The organism is Rhizobium sp. NXC14, assembly GCF_002117485.1.
GTDB lineage: Bacteria > Pseudomonadota > Alphaproteobacteria > Rhizobiales > Rhizobiaceae > Rhizobium.
The window spans coordinates 4046382-4065000 of record NZ_CP021030.1 but is presented as its reverse complement, the minus strand read 5'-3'; the positions used below and the strand labels follow the sequence as shown (position 1 = coordinate 4065000).

Sequence of the window (18619 nt, the reverse complement as noted above, 5' to 3'; positions counted from 1 at the left end):
AATGGGGCAACCCACCTTAAATGCTTGGAAAATCATTCTGGTTGTCGGGTCTTCGACCCGACGTTACGGCGAACGATCGCCGACGGCCTCTGGCCTGTAAGGGAACTTCCCGATACAGCGCAGAGCGCGTCGCCGGTCGTCCGGCGCGCCCACGCAGCGCTGCACGAAGTGCAGAACAAGCGTGAGTGAAAACCCGAATGGTTTCCAAGCATTGTGATAAGGTATCTGCACCTGAATACATAGGGTGTAAGAAGCGAACGCAGGGAACTGAAACATCTAAGTACCTGCAGGAAAGGACATCAACCGAGACTCCGCAAGTAGTGGCGAGCGAACGCGGACCAGGCCAGTGGCAATTGTGATTAAAGTGGAACGCTCTGGAAAGTGCGGCCGTAGTGGGTGACAGCCCCGTACGCGTAGATATCACGATTGTCCTAGAGTAGGGCGGGACACGAGAAATCCTGTCTGAACATGGGGAGACCACTCTCCAAGCCTAAGTACTCGTGCATGACCGATAGCGAACAAGTACCGTGAGGGAAAGGTGAAAAGCACCCCGACAAGGGGAGTGAAATAGAACCTGAAACCGGATGCCTACAAACAGTCGGAGCCCGCAAGGGTGACGGCGTACCTTTTGTATAATGGGTCAACGACTTAGTGTAACAAGCAAGCTTAAGCCGGTAGGTGTAGGCGCAGCGAAAGCGAGTCTGAACAGGGCGATATAGTTTGTTGCATTAGACCCGAAACCGAGTGATCTAGCCATGAGCAGGTTGAAGGTTGGGTAACACCAACTGGAGGACCGAACCCGCATCTGTTGCAATAGATTGGGATGACTTGTGGCTAGGGGTGAAAGGCCAATCAAACTCGGAAATAGCTGGTTCTCCGCGAAATCTATTTAGGTAGAGCGTCGAGCGAATACCCCCGGGGGTAGAGCACTGGATGGGCTATGGGGACTCACCGTCTTACTGATCCTAACCAAACTCCGAATACCGGGGAGTACTACTCGGCAGACACACGGCGGGTGCTAACGTCCGTCGTGAAAAGGGCAACAACCCTAACCTCCAGCTAAGGTCCCCAAGTCATGGCTAAGTGGGAAAGGATGTGAGGATCCCAAAACAACCAGGATGTTGGCTTAGAAGCAGCCATCATTTAAAGAAAGCGTAACAGCTCACTGGTCTAAATAAGGGTCTTTGCGCCGAAAATGTAACGGGGCTGAAGCCATGCACCGAAGCTGAGGATGTGTAGCAATACACGTGGTAGCGGAGCGTTCCGTAAGCTGATGAAGGGAGACCCGTGAGGGCTCCTGGAGGTATCGGAAGTGCGAATGTTGACATGAGTAACGATAAAGAGGGTGAGAGACCCTCTCGCCGAAAGACCAAGGGTTCCTGCTTAAAGTTAATCTGAGCAGGGTTAGCCGGCCCCTAAGACGAGGCGGACACGCGTAGTCGATGGGAACCACGTTAATATTCGTGGGCCTGGTGGTAGTGACGGATTGCACAAGTTGTTCTGGTTTATTGGATTATCAGGGCAGCGGAGCGGTTCCAGGAAATAGCTCCACCGTATAGACCGTACCCGAAACCGACACAGGTGGTCAGGTAGAGTATACCAAGGCGCTTGAGAGAACTATGTTGAAGGAACTCGGCAAATTGCACGCGTAACTTCGGAAGAAGCGTGACCCCATTTTAGGCAACTATGATGGGGTGGCACAGACCAGGGGGTAGCGACTGTTTATCAAAAACACAGGGCTCTGCGAAGTCGCAAGACGACGTATAGGGTCTGACGCCTGCCCGGTGCTGGAAGGTTAAGAGGAGAGGTGCAAGCTTTGAATCGAAGCCCCAGTAAACGGCGGCCGTAACTATAACGGTCCTAAGGTAGCGAAATTCCTTGTCGGGTAAGTTCCGACCTGCACGAATGGCGTAACGACTTCCCCGCTGTCTCCAACATAGACTCAGTGAAATTGAATTCCCCGTGAAGATGCGGGGTTCCTGCGGTCAGACGGAAAGACCCCGTGCACCTTTACTATAGCTTTACACTGGCATTCGTGTCGGCATGTGTAGGATAGGTGGTAGGCTTTGAAGCGGGGACGCCAGTTTCCGTGGAGCCATCCTTGAAATACCACCCTTATCGTCATGGATGTCTAACCGCGGCCCGTCATCCGGGTCCGGGACAGTGTATGGTGGGTAGTTTGACTGGGGCGGTCGCCTCCGAAAGAGTAACGGAGGCGCGCGATGGTGGGCTCAGACCGGTCGGAAATCGGTCGTCGAGTGCAATGGCATAAGCCCGCCTGACTGCGAGACTGACAAGTCGAGCAGAGACGAAAGTCGGTCATAGTGATCCGGTGGTCCCGCGTGGAAGGGCCATCGCTCAACGGATAAAAGGTACGCCGGGGATAACAGGCTGATGACCCCCAAGAGTCCATATCGACGGGGTTGTTTGGCACCTCGATGTCGGCTCATCGCATCCTGGGGCTGGAGCAGGTCCCAAGGGTTTGGCTGTTCGCCAATTAAAGCGGTACGTGAGCTGGGTTCAGAACGTCGTGAGACAGTTCGGTCCCTATCTGCCGTGGGTGTAGGAATATTGACAGGATCTGTCCCTAGTACGAGAGGACCGGGATGGACATATCTCTGGTGGACCTGTTGTCCTGCCAAGGGCATAGCAGGGTAGCTATATATGGACGGGATAACCGCTGAAGGCATCTAAGCGGGAAACCCACCTGAAAACGAGTGTTCCCTATCAGAGCCGTGGAAGACGACCACGTTGATAGGCCGGGTGTGGAAGTGCGGCAACGCATGAAGCTTACCGGTACTAATAGCTCGATCGGCTTGATCGTTCTCATTGTTCATGCTCATCAGCCAAAGGCTGATGATGCCAGAAAGGAATAGGCAGTCGGCAATAGCCACTCCTCATTCGCTTCAAAGACGTGTTCAAAAAAACGATGACAATAGCGCTATTGCCTAATGGCAACTGCCTACTGCCTCATCCCCAGCTTCTCATCAAAAGTTGCGCTTTGCCGACCTGGTGGTTATGGCGGGGTGGCTGCACCCGTTCCCTTTCCGAACACGGCCGTGAAACGCCCCTGCGCCCATGGTACTTCGTCTTAAGACGCGGGAGAGTAGGTCGCTGCCAGGTCTGCCAAACGCAACTCAGTTGATAAAATCTTCTCAATCACAAGCCAACGGCCCAAAGCCGAAACAAAGGGCCGCTCACAAGCGGCCTTTCGTGTTATAATCATTCCGCGGGGTGGAGCAGCCCGTTCGGCCTAAGATCGATCCACCGGATCGATCTCTTAACGGCCTCACCTCGTCAGGCTACGCCTGACATCGCTCCCGGGCTCAGACAGTCCGGAATAAAATAACGCGGGGTGGAGCAGCCCGGTAGCTCGTCAGGCTCATAACCTGAAGGCCGCAGGTTCAAATCCTGCCCCCGCAACCAAACCTTCCATAAACACAACACGCAAAAAGCCCGCCTCATCGCGGGGTTTGCGTTTCTGGCAGCGGGTCGAGGAGTTAACGCCGAGTCAGTGGCCCGCAAGCAGGCGAAGCCGACGCCGCGAGACAGAAAACCCAGATCCTTCGCCCGCAATCAAAGTACCCTTTATCTCCCGCAACATTACAATCAGCTATCGCCGGCGCAAAGACTTCATCTTCGCCGGTCTGTTCCCGCATGCCGGATATCATTGCTGGAAAATCAACAGGACGTAGGCCAGAAAAAGCACGAGATGGACCGCACCCTGCATCAGATGCGTGCGACCGCTGGCAAAGGTGATGATGCTGACGGCAAGAGTGAGCAGCAGCATCACGAGATCTCCATGCTCCAGTCCGAGTGTTACCGGGTGTCCGTAAAGGCGGTTGATGCCGAGCATCGCCGGCACGGTCAGCCCGATCGTCGATAAAACCGACCCGAGAAAAATATTAACGGAGCGTTGAAGATTGTTGGCGATGGATGCGCGTACGGCGCTGATTGCCTCGGGGGTCGCGACAAGAATGGCCATGACGACACCGCCAAACGCGGTTGGAGCATGCAGGGTTTCGATGATGTAATCGATCGGCCGCGCGAGTTGTTCGACCAAGAAGACCACTGGTCCCATGTAGGCGAACAGCAATAGTGCGTGAGGCCAAACCGGCGGGTGGTGAAGCGCAGCTTCGCCAAGAGGTTCGCGGCGATTGCTGCCGTCGGTGAAGTAGTCCTGATGGCGGCCGGCTTGCAGAAACAGAAACGTGGCATAAAGACCGACGGAGAGTATGCCGAGGATCAATTGCCGTGGTGCCGACGGGTGCTGTCCGTCCGGGCCGGAAAGAAATGTCGGCATCACCAGGCTGAGCGTGGCCAAGGGTACGATGACACCGAGATAGGCGTTGGCGCCCTGGAGGTTATGCTGTTGCTCCGGCCGCCGCCATGCACCTAGGAGCAACGACAGGCCGACCATGCCGTTCAGGATGATCATGACGACCGCAAACAAGGTGTCGCGCGCAAGCGTGGGATTGTTCTCGCCGTGAATCATCACGGCGGAGATCGCCATGACTTCGATCGAGGTTATGGCAAGCGTCAGAATGAGCGTGCCGTATGGCTCCTTCAGCCGCTCGGCCAGATGATCCGCATGCCGCACAACAGACAGGGCGGAGCCGAGAACGACGGCAAACAGCCAGCCGAAAACGACGGCGAACCAAAGCGGATCGGAAAGTCGGCTGAAGAGGTCGTCCTGGAAAACAAGGAACGTCAAACTCGTCGCGATGCTGACGCCCAGGAACCATTCCTCGCGCATCAGATCGGTTGCGCCGGTGGCCAATGCCGGTCCGTCAGCCATCGCAACCACCGTGATCCGGCAGATGCCGCAGCAATGCGATCATTGACACCATGGCCTGCCCGATCCTGAGATAAAGGTCGTTCATTTGTCGTCGGCCCACAATAGCAAAAGGACCGTGCTCCAGGCCAGATAGCCGTGACCATTCAAATGCGCACAGCTTGCCTATTCGCGGCCGGTGGCCGGAATCGCTGCGCCGGTAACGACGGCTGCGGCGGGCGATATCAGGAAGGCGATGAGCCGGGCGATCGACTGCGGCGATACCCAGGCGTCGGTTTTTGCAATGGGCATGGCAGCACGATTCTCGGGGGTATCGATCGTGCCAGGCAGAATGCAGTTGGCGGTGATGCGGTCGTCGCGGCACTCGGCAGCAAGCGCTTCTGTCAGCCGGATGACGGCCGCTTTCGAGGCTGCATAGGCGGCCTGGTTAGGACCGGCCTTCAGGCCGGGCATCGCAGCGACGTGTACGATGCGGCCGTAGCCGGCAGCCTTCATCGTCGGGAGAACCGCCGCGCTGATCGTCAGCGCGGTGCGGGCGTTTGCCGTCATCATCGTATCCCATTGCGCCGGGGCTTCCGGCCCGACCGCCCCCGTCTGAAACCCGCCAACGGTGTTGACCAGTGCGCCGACGCCGCCGAAGCGCTTAACGGCTCGGGCGACGGCGGCAGCGCAGGAGGCGTAATCGGTGAGATCCGTTCCGGCAATCGATAGAAACTCGGTGGACGCGGGAAGCTCGCCGGCCAAAGTTTCCAGCTCCTGGCTCGAACGGTTCATGCAGACGAGTTTCACGCCGGCGCCGGCAAGCTCCCGGACAACGGCGCTGCCGAGGTTGCCGCCGGCTCCCGTGACGATCACGGCTTTCTGGTCGTTCATGGCAAGTGATCTCCTGACGGTGCCGTTGCTGGACGCCGCGCATTGTTGGTCCAGGCTGCGCCGCAACGCAACCCCTGCGCAACCGCGCCAGTCAGGTATATTGAGAACGTTGGCGGAGCAGTGAGCTCCGCCCGTAATCATCCAGCTCCGTCGCGTTGGGATTCAGTGATATTTTTCCCGTTCGCGGCCGAGAATGTCCGGCGCATCCAACTCGGAGATCGGGCGGGTGACATCTGCCGGGATGTCACCGGTGAGCTGCAGGTCGAGATAGCGAGCGCAGCAGACGCGCAGGAAGGACGTGAAGTTTCCGAGATCATGGCCGGCATCGATCGATTCATGGTGCAGCCGGGTAATCAACTGCACGACGTTCATGCCGTCGCGCCGCGCAATTTCCTCGAGCTTCGACCAAAAGAAGTTCTCCAGCCTCACGCTGGTGACCATGCCGTCGATGCGCAGCGATCGGGTGGTGCTTTCCCACAGCCGCGCATTCGCCTTGATGAAGAGCTCACACATGTCGTCCTCTCCGTGCCGCCTCGTCAAGCGGCGTTGGTCTCGGGTATTGACGAGGCATCGAGTACGGCCATGAACTGCCGCAGCCAGGAGGGATGCGCCGGCCATGCCGGCGCCGTGACCAAGTTGCCGTCCGAGATCGCATCGGTAATTGAAATATCTGCGTAAATGCCGCCGGCAAGTTCGACTTCCGGCCGGCAGGCGGGATAGGCCGAGCAGGTGCGGCCCTTCAGCACGCCGGCGGCGGCAAGCAGCTGCGCGCCATGGCAGATGGCTGCAACGGGTTTTCCGGCATCGAAGAAATGCCGGACCGATTTGATGACGTTGGCATTGAGGCGAAGATATTCCGGCGCGCGACCGCCGGGGATGACCAGGGCATCGTAATCCTCCGCCCGCACGCTGTCGAAAGTGGCGTTCAGCGCGAAATTATGACCTCGTTTTTCCGAGTAGGTCTGATCGCCCTCGAAATCGTGAATGGCAGTGGCGACAGTCTCACCCGCCTTCTTGCCGGGGCAGACGGCGTCGACCGTATAGCCGCAGGCGAGCAGCGTTTGAAACGGCACCATCGTTTCATAATCTTCGGTGAAGTCACCCGTGATCATCAGGATCTTAGAAGCTGGCATCGCATCCTCCTTGGAACCAACAGGCGAAGATTAACAAAGACCGCCGAGCAGCAGGTACTATGGGAATACTACAGGCGAAATTCTCGGCCGGAACCTGGGTGAGCATCGCGAGTTCTCAGACCCTCTCCCGTGTGTAAACCGTTGCATCTGTCGGGCGGCAGATGTCACACCGTCCTGACCGTCGCATCCGGGACGGCACAGGCCTCGCCGCCGCCGAAGAGACGGGAACGGGTGAGAAAGCGTTTCTCGCGGCCGTTGTCGAGCGAGAACATGCCGCCGCGGCCCGGCACGACGTCGATGATGAGCTGCGTGTGTTTCCATGCCTCGAACTGGCTGGCGCTGATATAGACCGGCACGCCGCCGATCTCGCCGAGCTTGACGTCGCTGTCGCCGACCATGAATTCATTGGCAGGATAACACATCGGTGAAGAGCCGTCGCAGCAGCCGCCGGACTGGTGGAAGAGGATATCGGGATGGTCCCGCTTGATTTCTGCAATCAGATCAAGGGCCGCATCGGTTGCGAGAACACGCGGTTCGCCGTCGACGGTCGTTTCCATGGTTCTTCCTCCTAAAGTTTGGGGAAGAAAGAAACCCTCCCCGACCCCTCCCCACAAGGGGGAGGGACTTAACTTGTTGAACTGCCTCGTTCTAAAAGCGATGTATCGCCTTGCTGAGACTTCGGTAGGGAAAGCTGGTGGAGCGGCATCATAAGCCGCTCCCCCTTGTGGGGAGGGGTTTTGAACCTCTCCATATGAAAACATCTCAGAAGAAACCGAGCGCCTTCGGGCTGTAGCTGACCAGGATATTCTTGGTCTGCTGGTAATGCTCGAGCATCATTTTGTGAGTTTCGCGACCGATGCCGGATTGCTTGTAGCCGCCGAAGGCGGCGTGGGCGGGGTAGGCATGGTAGCAGTTGGTCCAGACGCGGCCCGCCTGGATCTCGCGGCCGAAACGGTAGCAGCGATTGGCGTCGCGGCTCCAGACGCCGGCGCCGAGACCGTAGAGCGTGTCGTTGGCGATTTCGAGCGCCTCCTTCTCATCCTTGAAGGTTGCGACCGAGACCACAGGTCCGAAGATCTCCTCTTGGAACACCCGCATCTTGTTGTGGCCCTTGAAGATCGTCGGCTTGACGTAATAGCCGTTCGCCAATTCGCCGCCGAGATCGTTGCGCGAGCCGCCGGCCAGAACCTGGGCGCCTTCCTGCTTACCGATGTCGAGATAGGCGAGGATCTTCTCAAGCTGCTCCGTCGATGCCTGGGCGCCGATCATCGTTTCCGGATCGAGCGGGTTGCCCTGTTTGATCGCCTCGACGCGTTTGACCGCCTTTTCCATGAAGCGGTCGTAGATCGATTCCTGGACGAGGGCGCGGCTGGGGCAGGTGCAGACTTCGCCCTGGTTGAGGGCGAACATCGCAAAGCCCTCGAGCGCCTTGTCGAGGAAATCGTCGTCGTCGGCCATCACATCGGCGAAGAAGATGTTCGGGGATTTGCCGCCGAGTTCCAGAGTGACCGGAATGAGGTTCTGGCTGGCATATTGCATGATGAGCCGACCGGTTGTCGTTTCGCCGGTAAAGGCGATCTTGGCGATGCGGGGACTGGTCGCGAGCGGCTTGCCGGCCTCGATACCGAAGCCGTTGACGATGTTGAGCACGCCGGGCGGCAGGAGGTCGCCGACGAGTTCGGCCCAGAGCAGGATCGAAGCGGGGGTCTGTTCGGCTGGCTTCAGCACGACGCAGTTGCCGGCGGCAAGTGCCGGCGCCAGCTTCCACGTCGCCATGAGGATCGGGAAGTTCCAGGGAATGATCTGGCCGACGACGCCGAGCGGCTCGTGGAAGTGATAGGCGACGGTATCATGGTCGATCTCGCCGATCGAACCTTCCTGGGCGCGGATGCAAGAGGCGAAGTAGCGGAAGTGGTCGATCGCCAGCGGAATGTCGGCCGCCATGGTTTCGCGGATGGGCTTGCCGTTGTCCCAGGTTTCGGCCTGGGCGAGCAGTTCCAGCTTGTCCTCCATGCGCTGGGCGATCTTCATGAGGATATTGGAGCGCTCGGCAGCCGAAGTCCGGCCCCATTTTTCCTTGGCCGCATGGGCCGCGTCGAGCGCGAGATTGATGTCCTTTTCATCGGAGCGCGGGATGTCGCAGAGTTTGCCGCCTGTGACCGGCGTCACGTTTTCAAAGTATCTGCCTTCGACCGGCTCGCGCCATTCGCCGCCGATATAGTTGCCGTATTTCAGCTTGAATGGCGATTCTACGATTTTCTGATGAAGCATGTCATCCTCCCTTGATGGTCCAGGTTCCCAAGCGAACCAGTGTGAGGAAAATGCGCATGTTTCAGCGGCCGGAACAGAGCATGTCATCCATATCGCAGTGCACACTGTCGCAGGGATGCGACAGGATCGTGTCGTGATTACCGCATGTCGATGGAACCTTCGTGGACGTGCTCAGTGAAGGTCGAACTTCTTCATCTTTCGGTGCAGAGTGGCGCGACTGATCCCCAGTGCTGCGGCTGCCTGCGAAACGTTACCGCTAGTGCGCGACAGCGCGCGCAGCAAGGCTGCCTTCTCGGCTTCGATGATCTCCTCCTGCTGCGAGACCCCAGCCTCATGCAGGGCATCGGCGGCAGGGATGCCGGTGGCGATCCGCCTGTCGTCCAGTTGCAGCGCGATGCGGGCGGCGCGGGTTGCGCCGAGCACGAGGTCGTGCCGGTCGACAGCGAGCAGAGCGGCGGCGGAATTGGCGGGGCTCGGGACCATCAGGAAACGGGCGCCTGCAAAGGCCGAACGAAAGAGATTGAGTTCAATGCGCATGGCCGCATCGCGCACGGTCTGCGTCAGGATCGCCAAGGTCATCTCGTTTACGTCGTTGCGGCAGGTAGAGATATCAAGCGCCGCGGCCAACCGGCCACGGTGATCGCGGATCGGCGCCGTCGTGCAGCTGAGGATGGTATTTGCGCAGAAGAAATGCTGATCGCGGAAAATGGCGACGGCGCGTTCATCGGCGAGCGCCGTGCCGATGCCGTTGGTGCCGATGCTCGCCTCGGTCCAGATTGAGCCGGTCCAGAGGCCGAGTTCGTGAAATTCCTTGTCGTCGCCGGCAGCCCCGCGGCGCTCCAGCGCAATGCCGTTCCTGTCCGTCAGAAGCAGGCAACAGCCGGCCTTGCCGACGGTGCTGAAGAGACGATCGAGCTCTTCCGTCGCGCTGGCAATCAGCTGCCCGGACTGCTCGCGGGCGCGCCGGAACTCCTCGTCGGTCAGGCGCAGCGGCGCCCGTTCGTCCTCGGGTGCGAGCTGGTGCATCGTCATGCACCGCCGCCAGGAGGCGACCACCGGAGAACTGGCGGCGGCGGAGTCGCGTTGGGCCGACGAGTAGACGTGCTCGGCATGTGCAGAGTGTTCGTGCATCGGCTCCTCCCACCGAAATTCAGCGCAGTCTGGTGGAAAAGCCGCGGGTTTGCAATCAGCCCGCACTTGGCGGTCCTCAATCCCCGACTCTTCCCGACGAAAGGACTGAATTCACATTTCGGTGTTCGTGCCGTCTTCGTTGTAACAAAAGACTGCTCCTGTCCGTAGTTCTGTGCAGAAACGAAGTTTGCCGGCGAGGAGAATTGACCATGTTGAACAGACGATTGTTGCTGATGGGCGCCGCTTTCGGAGCGATGGCAGTTCGCTTGGGCCTGATCGGTGAGGCGATCGCCGGCGAGACCTTCGCGGTGACGCACAGCGAGGCGGAATGGCGCAAGCTGCTGACGCCGGATCAGTATGCCGTCCTGCGCCAGGCGGGGACGGAGTCTCCCTTCACCAGCGTCTTGCTGCACGAGGAGCGGAACGGCAAGTTCGCCTGCGCCGGCTGCGACCAGAATCTGTTTTCCTCGGCGACCAAATTCGACAGCGGCACCGGCTGGCCGAGCTTCTGGGCGCCTCTTAAAGACGCCGTCGGCACGGAGCGCGACACCAGCTTAGGCATGACGCGGACCGCTGTGCATTGCAGCCGTTGCGGCGGCTATCTCGGTCATGTCTTTGATGACGGCCCGAAACCGGCCGGGCTTCGCTACTGCATGAACGGTCTTGCCTTGACGTTTCATCCGGCCTCGGCCTGATCGGGGAACAGCTGTTGTCCCGATTCTGTTCTAGCGCCGCAACCAAGCCTCGATGCCGCGCGCGGCTGCCCTGCCGGTCGCAAGGCAGGCGGTAAGGAGATAGCCGCCGGTCGGCGCCTCCCAGTCGAGCATCTCACCGGCGACGAAGGTGCCCGGCAGCGCCTTCAGCATGAAGTCTTCGTCGATGCTGGTCCAGCGGATGCCACCTGCAGAGGAGATCGCCTCGGCAATCGGCTTTGTATCCAGAACCGGCACCGGCAGAGCCTTGATCACGCCGGCGAGACGTTCGGGATCGGCTCGGTCGCGGTCCGGCGCGAGTTCGCGCAGCAATGCCGCCTTGACGCCTTCAAGCCCGGCACCCTTGCGCAGGCGGTTTGAAAAGCTCGACTTGGCGTCCTGCCGCGTCAGATCGCGCGCCAGCCTTTCGATCGTCCGGCCTGGGGCGAGGTCGAGCGTCAGGGCAGCGCTGCCGTGGTGCAGCAGCCGGTCGCGGAGGCTGGCCGCATGGGCGTAGACCAAGCTGCCTTCGATGCCGCTGCCGGTGATGACGAACTCGCCGGGAAAGGTGCCGGCTTCGGATGTGGCGGTGACCGACTTGACGGGCTCGCCGGCGAAACGCGCGCTGAAGCCGGCGCTCCAGTCGACGACGAAGCCACAATTGGCGGGCCGGAAAGCAGCGATCTCGACGCCCCTCTCGGCCAACCAGGGCAGCCAGGCGGCATCCGAGCCAAGGCGCGGCCAACTTGCGCCGCCAAGCGCCAGCAGGGCGGCGTCGCAATGGACGATGCTACGCCCTTCCGGCGTTTCGAAAACGCAACCGTCTTCGACAAGGCCGGTCCAGCGATGGCGGGTGCGCAACGCAACACCCCGCTCTTCAAGCCGCTTGAGCCAGGCACGCAGCAAAGGAGAAGCCTTCATCACCTTGGGGAAAACCCGGCCGGACGAGCCGACGAAAGTTTCTGTCCCGAGCCCTGCGGCCCAATCCCTGATATCACCGGGAGTAAAGGCGTCGAGAGCGGGACGCAGACGGGCTGAAGCCGTTCCGAAGCGCGTAACGAAACGGGCATAATCCTCGGAATGGGTGATGTTGAGGCCCGACTTGCCGGCCAGCAGGAACTTGCGGGCGAAGGTCGGCATCGCGTCGTAGATCGCCACAGCATGGCCGGAGAGCGAAAGCAGATCGGCAGCCGCAAGACCCGTGGGGCCGCCACCGATGATCGCAATCCGTTTCTGGCTCATGATGTCTTCGCCCGATTCCTTCCGGCGCAGTTTTGGCGCGGTCGCCGCTCACCTGCAAGGGTGCAGTTTCGTCAATGGTGAGAATGCGTGCATTGACCATGGTCGGCGAGAATCTCGATGACGCGGCACTGGTCGACGCGGCCGTGGCCGCAGCCCTCCACCATCATTTCCAGCTCGGCCTTCAAAGCCATCAGGCTGCGGATGCGCTGCTCAACCTCAACGAGGCGAGCCTTAGCGATGGCGTCGGCCGAGGCGCAGGACTGGTTCGGATCATCCTGCAGCGTGAGCAGCGTGCGGATTGCCTCGATCTCGAAACCGAGCTCGCGCGCGTGGCGGATGAAAGCGAGGCGGCTGATGTCGGCAGGTTCGAAGGATCGCTGGTTGCCTTCGCTGCGGCTCGGGGCCGCAAGCAGGCCGATGCTCTCGTAATAGCGCACCGTCGGCACCTTGACGCCGCTCCGGCGGGCCGCCTCGCCAATTGTGATCTTTTTCATGATTTTTCTCTTGCACCTCTAGTCGCTAGAGGATGTAGGAGGGATGCTTCTGTTTGACAAGGAAGCGGATATGACTGAGACGAGCGAGACACGATACAAGGTCGGCGGCATGGATTGCGCCGCCTGCGCGAGCAAAATCGATATCGCAGTCAGGCGCATAGCAGGCGTTGCCGATGTCTCAGTCTCGGTGGTGACAGGCACCATGACCATCCGGCATGACGGCAGCAGCGATCTCAAGGCGGTCGAGAAGAAGGTGACGGGCCTTGGTTATTCCGTTTCGCCCTTGACCGGAAATACGACGCCTGGGCATGAAGACCGCCGGCACCATCATCACGATCATGCCGCTCATGGCCATGGAGATCACGACCATGCCGGGCATGATCACGACCATGCCCATGACGAGAAGGAAATCGAAGGCTCGCATGGGCACGACGATGCACCGATGACCGGTCCCTGGTGGCGGAGCAGGAAGGGCCGGCTGACCATTTTTTCGGGTGCGGCGCTCGTTGCCGCCTATGCCGTCGGCCATCTGGTGCCGGCGGTCGCGTCCTACGCCTTCATCGTCGCCATGCTGGTCGGTCTGGCTCCGATCGCGCGGCGCGCTGTCATGGCGGCATTCTCCGGCACGCCGTTCTCGATCGAGATGCTGATGACGATCGCCGCCGTCGGCGCTGTTATCATCAATGCCGGCGAGGAAGCGGCAACGGTCGTATTCCTGTTTCTCGTCGGCGAGTTGCTCGAAGGCGTGGCGGCGGGCAAGGCGCGTGAAAGCATACAGTCGCTGACGGCCCTGGTGCCGAAGACTGCGCTGCTCGAAGACAATGGGCAGATGCGGGAGGTGCCGGCTGAAAGCCTTGCCGTCGGCACGGTTATCATGGTTCGCCCCGGCGATCGCATCTCTGCCGACGGCGTCATCGTATCAGGCGAGAGCGCGATCGACGAGGCTCCGGTGACGGGCGAGAGCACGCCGGCGAGCAAGGGCGTCGACGCCGTGGTCTATGCCGGTACGGTCAATGGCGATGCGGTGCTGAGGGTTCGCGTCACGGCGGCTGCTGCCGACAATACAATCGCCCGCGTCGTCAAGCTGGTGGAAGAAGCGCAGGAATCGAAGGCGCCGACGGAGCGCTTCATCGAGCGGTTTTCGCGCTACTACACGCCGGGTGTGGTCGTCATTGCCGCGCTGGTCGCGGTCGTTCCGCCGCTGTTCTTCGGCGGCGCGTGGAGTGAGTGGATCTACAAGGGTCTTGCCATCCTGCTGATCGGCTGCCCTTGCGCCCTCGTCATCTCGACGCCGGCGGCGATCGCGGCTTCGCTGTCGGCGGGCGCGAGGCGCGGGCTGCTGATGAAGGGCGGTGCGGTCCTGGAGACGCTCGGCAAGGTGACGATGGTCGCCTTCGACAAGACGGGCACGCTGACGGAAGGCAAGCCTCGGGTGACCGACATCCTTTCCTTTGGATTGGGTGAGGCGCAGCTCATGTCGCGCGCGGCGGTGCTCGAGCAGGGCTCCAGCCATCCCCTGGCACAGGCGATTCTCCACCGCGCCAAGGCGGACAGCGTGCCCGTGCCACCCGCCTTCGAGCTGGAAGCGCTGCCGGGCAAGGGTGTCACCGGCAAAATCGGCGGCGAGGCAGTTGATCTCTTGTCGCCGCCCGCCGCCCGCGAGCGTGGGGCGCTCAACGCGGAGCAGGAGGCGCGTATTGCGAAGCTCAACGACGAGGGCAAGAGTGTGTCGGTGCTGCTCGTCAATGGCGTTGCGGCTGGTCTGATCGCAATGCGCGACGAGCCGCGTGAGGACGCCGGGGCCGGGCTCTCGGCGCTCAAATCGGCCGGGGTCAAGGCGATGATGCTGACCGGCGACAACAAGCGGACGGCGGCAGCCGTCGCCGGCATGCTCGGCATCGACTGGCGGGGCGAGATGATGCCCGAGGACAAGCAGCGGGTCGTCGGCGAATTGAAGCGCAAGGGCTTCATAGTCGCCAAGGTCGGCGACGGCATCAACGACGCGCCGGCGCTCGCCGCCGCCGACATCGGTATCGCCATGGGCGGCGGCACCGATGTGGCGCTGGAGACGGCCGATGCCGCCGTGCTGCACGGGCGCGTTGGCGACGTGGCGCGAATGATCGCGCTTTCGCAGCGGACGATGCGCAATATCCTCGAGAATATCACCATTGCACTCGGGCTGAAGGCTGTCTTCCTGGTGACCACGATCATCGGGATCACCGGGCTCTGGCCGGCGATTCTCGCCGATACCGGAGCCACCGTGCTGGTTACGATCAACGCGCTCAGGCTGCTCCGCGTAGAGGAATAAATCCTTTCCTCTTCGGAGCGCCGATTAGGGCCGATCCGGAATCGAAAACCGCAGAGCCGGCTACAGGCCGGCTCTCGTCGTTCAGGCCTTCTCCACAGTTCGTTTTGTTTAAGCCTTCATTATCCATGTTTTTCACAGGAACGCAGTAATTTCAAACCTGCCGTAACGCAACGCACAAACCATCCGTTGACGTGAATTTCGATTCGCGTACTATATCTAGTGTTCAAGGTTCCTTCGATTCGTGAGGATCGTGGGCTAAGACGGGAATACGGTGCGTCTCGCCATGAGGGTGGGGCAAGGCCGGAGCTGCCCCCGCAACTGTGAGCGGAGAGCAACTGTCCGATTTCGGGTCACTGGGGCATGATACCTCGGGAAGGCTGGGCAGGTGCTTCGACCCGTGAGCCAGGAGACCTGCCTTGAATGAAACGTCCACCGGCGGGGTGTCCGGAAGGTCGCGTGCATGCAGCGGAATGATCCGCGCCTGTTGCGCTGCCCCGAACGACCGCATGAGCACTTCGGGGTTTGAAGTCATGTCGAGAGCATCAAGGCCGGCGCCCGCGCACATCCTGCGAGGGACCAAGTCAGGCGTTTAAAGCGCCAACCTTGCCAGATCACTATCAAGCATTTCCCCGGACGCCGCATGGCGCCCGATCCCAGTCCTGCGTCCTGAATTCATTGACTTCACGAGGAACATGATGAGCGTTACCGTTTACAGCAAGCCGGCCTGTGTCCAATGCACGGCCACTTACCGCGCCCTCGATCGCCTGGGCGTGGATTATGAGATCGTCGATATTTCCGAGGATGCCGAAGCGCTCGATCGCGTGCGTGGCATGGGCTACATGCAGGTTCCGGTCGTCGTTGCCGGCGAGCAGCATTGGGCGGGCTTCCGCCCCGACATGATCAGCGCGCTCTCCTGACCGGAGAAAAGCGGTGGGGCTGATCGTCTATTATTCCAGCCGATCCGGGAACACCCATCGTTTCGTCGAGAAGCTGGGATTGCGCGCGGCGCGCATCCCCCTCGGCGCTGAGGCCATCCACATTCGCGAACCCTATGTGCTGATCTCGCCTACTTATTGCGGAAACGGCGGTAAAGGGGCCGTGCCCAAGCAGGTGATCCGCTTCCTCAACGAGGCGGAAAACCGCTCCAACATCCGCGGCGTGATTGCTGCGGGCAACAGCAATTTCGGCGAGACCTATGGAATCGCCGGCGATGTCATCTCGAAGAAGTGCCAGGTGCCGTACCTCTACAGGTTCGAGCTCCTGGGAACTGCCGAGGATATCGCCAATGTCAAAGACGGGATGGGACGATTTTGGACACGGGAACAAATCTGACGCGGGACGCGGGCGCAAAACCGCTGAAAGCGGCCGAAACACTCGACTATCATGCACTGAACGCGATGCTCAACCTCTACGACGACGAGGGAAAGATCCAGCTCAACAAGGATCGCATGGCGGCCAAGCAATATTTCCTGCAGCATGTGAACCAGAACACCGTGTTCTTTCACAATCTTCGGGAAAAGCTCGATTACCTCGTCACGGAGGGCTATTACGAGCAGGAGGTTCTCGACCAGTATTCCTTCAATTTCGTCCGCGACCTGTTCGATCAGGCCTATGCCAGGAAATTCCGGTTTCCTACCTTCCTCGGGGCTTTCAAATATTACACCAGCTATACGCTGAAGACCTTCGACGGAAAGCGCTATCTCGAGCGCTACGAAGACCGCATCTGCATGGTGGCGCTGGCTTTGGCGCGCGGCGATGAGGCCCTTGCTCGCGACATAGTCGACGAGATCATTTCCGGCCGCTTCCAGCCGGCAACGCCCACCTTCCTCAATGCCGGCAAGAAGCAGCGCGGCGAACTCGTTTCCTGTTTCCTGCTGCGCGTCGAGGACAACATGGAATCGATCGGCCGGTCGATCAATTCGGCGCTGCAGTTGTCGAAACGCGGCGGCGGCGTGGCCCTGTCGCTGACCAATATCCGCGAGGCGGGCGCGCCGATCAAGCAGATCGAAAACCAGTCCTCCGGCATCATCCCCGTCATGAAGCTCCTGGAAGACAGCTTCTCCTATGCCAATCAGCTCGGTGCGCGGCAGGGGGCGGGTGCGGTTTATCTGAACGCCCATCATCCCGATATCATGCGCTTTCTCGACACCAAGCGTGAAAACGCCGATGAGAAAATCCGCATCAAGACGCTGTCGCTCGGCGTTGTCGTGCCCGACATCACCTTCGAACTCGCCAAGAACAATGAGGACATGTACCTGTTCTCGCCCTACGACGTGGAACGGGTCTACGGCGTGCCTTTCACCGAGATTTCGGTGACGGAGAAGTACCGGGAAATGGTGGCGGACGCCCGCATCTCGAAGAAGAAGATCAAGGCGCGCGAATTCTTCCAGGTCATCGCCGAAATCCAGTTCGAAAGCGGCTACCCTTACATCATGTTCGAGGACACGGTGAACCGCTCGAACCCGATTGCCGGGCGCATCTCCATGAGCAACCTCTGCTCGGAGATCCTGCAGGTGAGCGAGGCGAGCGACTATTATGACGATCTTTCCTACAAGCATCTCGGCAAGGATATTTCCTGCAATCTCGGTTCGCTGAACATTGCTGCGGCGATGGATTCGACCGACTTCGGCAAGACGATCGAGACCTCGATCCGGGCGCTGACAGCGGTGTCCGATATGAGCCATATCTCCTCGGTTCCTTCGATCGAGAAAGGCAATGACGAGAGCCATGCGATCGGCCTCGGGCAGATGAACCTGCACGGATACCTCGCCCGCGAACGCATCTTCTATGGCTCTGAGGAAGGCGTCGATTTCACCAACATCTATTTCTATGCGGTGACCTATCACGCGCTGCGTGCCTCCAATCGTCTGGCGGTCGAGCGTGGTGTGAGCTTCAAGGGGTTCGAGAATTCGAAATACGCTTTAGGCGACTATTTCGACAAATATACCGAGCAGGAATGGAAGCCGGTGACCGAAAAGGTGCAGGCGTTGTTCGACAAATCGGGCATCCATATTCCGACACAGCAAGACTGGGTGGCGCTGAAAAAGGCGGTGATGGCCTCAGGCCTCTATAACCAGAACCTGCAGGCGGTGCCGCCGACGGGCTCGATCTCCTATATCAACCACTCGACTTCCTCGATCCATCCGATCGTCTCGAAGATCGAGATCCGCAAGGAAGGAAAGATCGGCCGCGTCTATTATCCGGCGCCGTTCATGACCAATGACAATCTCGACTACTATCAGGACGCCTACGAGATCGGGCCGGAGAAGATCATCGACACCTATGCGGCAGCGACCCAGCATGTCGACCAAGGCCTGTCGCTGACCCTGTTCTTCCGTGATACGGCGACGACGCGCGACATCAATAGGGCGCAGATTTACGCCTGGAAGAAGGGCATCAAGACGATCTACTACATCCGCCTTCGCCAGATGGCGCTGTCGGGGACCGAAGTGCAGGGCTGCGTGTCTTGTACGCTGTGATTTGATTTCGGCCGCGTGCCTTTGAGCAAATGGCCCACTCATCCGCCTGCCGGCACCGGCCGGGGTCGAGCCACGGGTCTCGACCCGTCCTTCGGACCCCCGATGGGGAGAAGACATTTGCGGCGGACGCCACGTCCCCTCTCCCCTCGGGGAGAGGGGAGGGTGAGGGGGCTCCGAGCGCCATCAAATATTGGAAGGACA

At 60.1% G+C, this 18619-nt stretch carries 14 protein-coding genes, 1 tRNA gene, 2 rRNA genes and 1 riboswitch (1 of these 18 running past the window's edge); of the genes, 8 read left to right on the top strand and 9 right to left on the bottom strand.

Going from position 1 to position 18619, the window contains the following annotated elements; translation table 11 throughout:
- The 3 genes from NXC14_RS19835 to NXC14_RS19825 form a co-directional block, all read left to right on the top strand.
- Positions 1 to 2824: ribosomal RNA gene (locus tag NXC14_RS19835) — 23S ribosomal RNA — on the top strand; it begins 117 nt to the left of the window's first position.
- A gap of 184 nt (positions 2825 to 3008) precedes the next feature.
- Positions 3009 to 3123: ribosomal RNA gene (gene rrf / locus NXC14_RS19830) — 5S ribosomal RNA — on the top strand.
- A 226-nt stretch (positions 3124 to 3349) separates the two neighbouring features.
- Positions 3350 to 3426: transfer RNA gene (locus tag NXC14_RS19825), tRNA-Met, on the top strand.
- Between the two features lie 241 nt (positions 3427 to 3667).
- On the opposite strand, the gene NXC14_RS19820 is transcribed toward NXC14_RS19825, so the two are convergent.
- The 7 genes from NXC14_RS19820 to NXC14_RS19790 form a co-directional block, all read right to left on the bottom strand.
- On the bottom strand, positions 3668 to 4798 hold the full coding sequence (locus NXC14_RS19820; RefSeq protein ID WP_085779595.1) for a calcium:proton antiporter: 1131 nt from the start codon (positions 4796 to 4798) through the stop codon (positions 3668 to 3670).
- Positions 4799 to 4960: 162 nt separating this feature from the next.
- Positions 4961 to 5668: an SDR family NAD(P)-dependent oxidoreductase gene (locus NXC14_RS19815; RefSeq protein WP_085779594.1), complete on the bottom strand. Its 708-nt coding sequence runs from the start codon at positions 5666 to 5668 to the stop codon at positions 4961 to 4963.
- 162 nt (positions 5669 to 5830) lie between these two features.
- Positions 5831 to 6181, bottom strand: coding sequence for a ribbon-helix-helix domain-containing protein (locus NXC14_RS19810; RefSeq protein ID WP_085779593.1), 351 nt, complete (start codon positions 6179 to 6181; stop codon positions 5831 to 5833).
- A gap of 23 nt (positions 6182 to 6204) precedes the next feature.
- Positions 6205 to 6801: a DJ-1/PfpI family protein gene (locus NXC14_RS19805; RefSeq protein ID WP_085779592.1), complete on the bottom strand. Its 597-nt coding sequence runs from the start codon at positions 6799 to 6801 to the stop codon at positions 6205 to 6207.
- A 164-nt stretch (positions 6802 to 6965) separates the two neighbouring features.
- On the bottom strand, positions 6966 to 7358 hold the full coding sequence (locus tag NXC14_RS19800) for a DUF779 domain-containing protein (protein ID WP_085779591.1): 393 nt from the start codon (positions 7356 to 7358) through the stop codon (positions 6966 to 6968).
- A 205-nt stretch (positions 7359 to 7563) separates the two neighbouring features.
- Entirely contained in the window at positions 7564 to 9072 is a 1509-nt protein-coding gene (gene adh, locus NXC14_RS19795; protein ID WP_085779590.1) for an aldehyde dehydrogenase, read from the bottom strand.
- A gap of 171 nt (positions 9073 to 9243) precedes the next feature.
- Entirely contained in the window at positions 9244 to 10203 is a 960-nt protein-coding gene (locus tag NXC14_RS19790; RefSeq protein ID WP_085779589.1) for a helix-turn-helix domain-containing protein, read from the bottom strand.
- 209 nt (positions 10204 to 10412) lie between these two features.
- On the opposite strand from NXC14_RS19790, the gene msrB reads away from it, so the two are divergent.
- Entirely contained in the window at positions 10413 to 10898 is a 486-nt protein-coding gene (msrB, locus tag NXC14_RS19785) for a peptide-methionine (R)-S-oxide reductase MsrB (RefSeq protein WP_085779588.1), read from the top strand.
- Between the two features lie 30 nt (positions 10899 to 10928).
- Here msrB and NXC14_RS19780 read toward each other — a convergent pair whose 3' ends face one another.
- Both NXC14_RS19780 and NXC14_RS19775 read right to left on the bottom strand, forming a co-directional pair.
- A complete protein-coding gene (locus NXC14_RS19780) occupies positions 10929 to 12137 on the bottom strand; it encodes a TIGR03862 family flavoprotein (RefSeq protein WP_085779587.1) in 1209 nt (402 codons plus the stop codon).
- A gap of 71 nt (positions 12138 to 12208) precedes the next feature.
- Entirely contained in the window at positions 12209 to 12631 is a 423-nt protein-coding gene (locus tag NXC14_RS19775; RefSeq protein WP_085779586.1) for a helix-turn-helix domain-containing protein, read from the bottom strand.
- Positions 12632 to 12701: 70 nt separating this feature from the next.
- Between NXC14_RS19775 and NXC14_RS19770 the strand changes: the two genes are divergently transcribed.
- The 4 genes from NXC14_RS19770 to nrdE all read left to right on the top strand — a co-directional run bounded on the left by NXC14_RS19770 (position 12702) and on the right by nrdE (position 18418).
- On the top strand, positions 12702 to 14939 hold the full coding sequence (locus NXC14_RS19770) for a heavy metal translocating P-type ATPase (protein WP_085780204.1): 2238 nt from the start codon (positions 12702 to 12704) through the stop codon (positions 14937 to 14939).
- A 209-nt stretch (positions 14940 to 15148) separates the two neighbouring features.
- Positions 15149 to 15373, top strand: a riboswitch (cobalamin riboswitch).
- Between the two features lie 261 nt (positions 15374 to 15634).
- Positions 15635 to 15856, top strand: a complete 222-nt coding sequence (gene nrdH / locus NXC14_RS19765) for a glutaredoxin-like protein NrdH (RefSeq protein WP_085779585.1) — start codon at positions 15635 to 15637, stop codon at positions 15854 to 15856.
- A gap of 13 nt (positions 15857 to 15869) precedes the next feature.
- A complete protein-coding gene (gene nrdI / locus NXC14_RS19760) occupies positions 15870 to 16271 on the top strand; it encodes a class Ib ribonucleoside-diphosphate reductase assembly flavoprotein NrdI (RefSeq protein ID WP_085779584.1) in 402 nt (133 codons plus the stop codon).
- Positions 16250 to 18418: a class 1b ribonucleoside-diphosphate reductase subunit alpha gene (nrdE, locus tag NXC14_RS19755; RefSeq protein ID WP_085779583.1), complete on the top strand. Its 2169-nt coding sequence runs from the start codon at positions 16250 to 16252 to the stop codon at positions 18416 to 18418. The genes nrdI and nrdE overlap by 22 nt, the downstream gene beginning before the upstream one ends.
- Positions 18419 to 18619 lie beyond the last annotated feature (201 nt).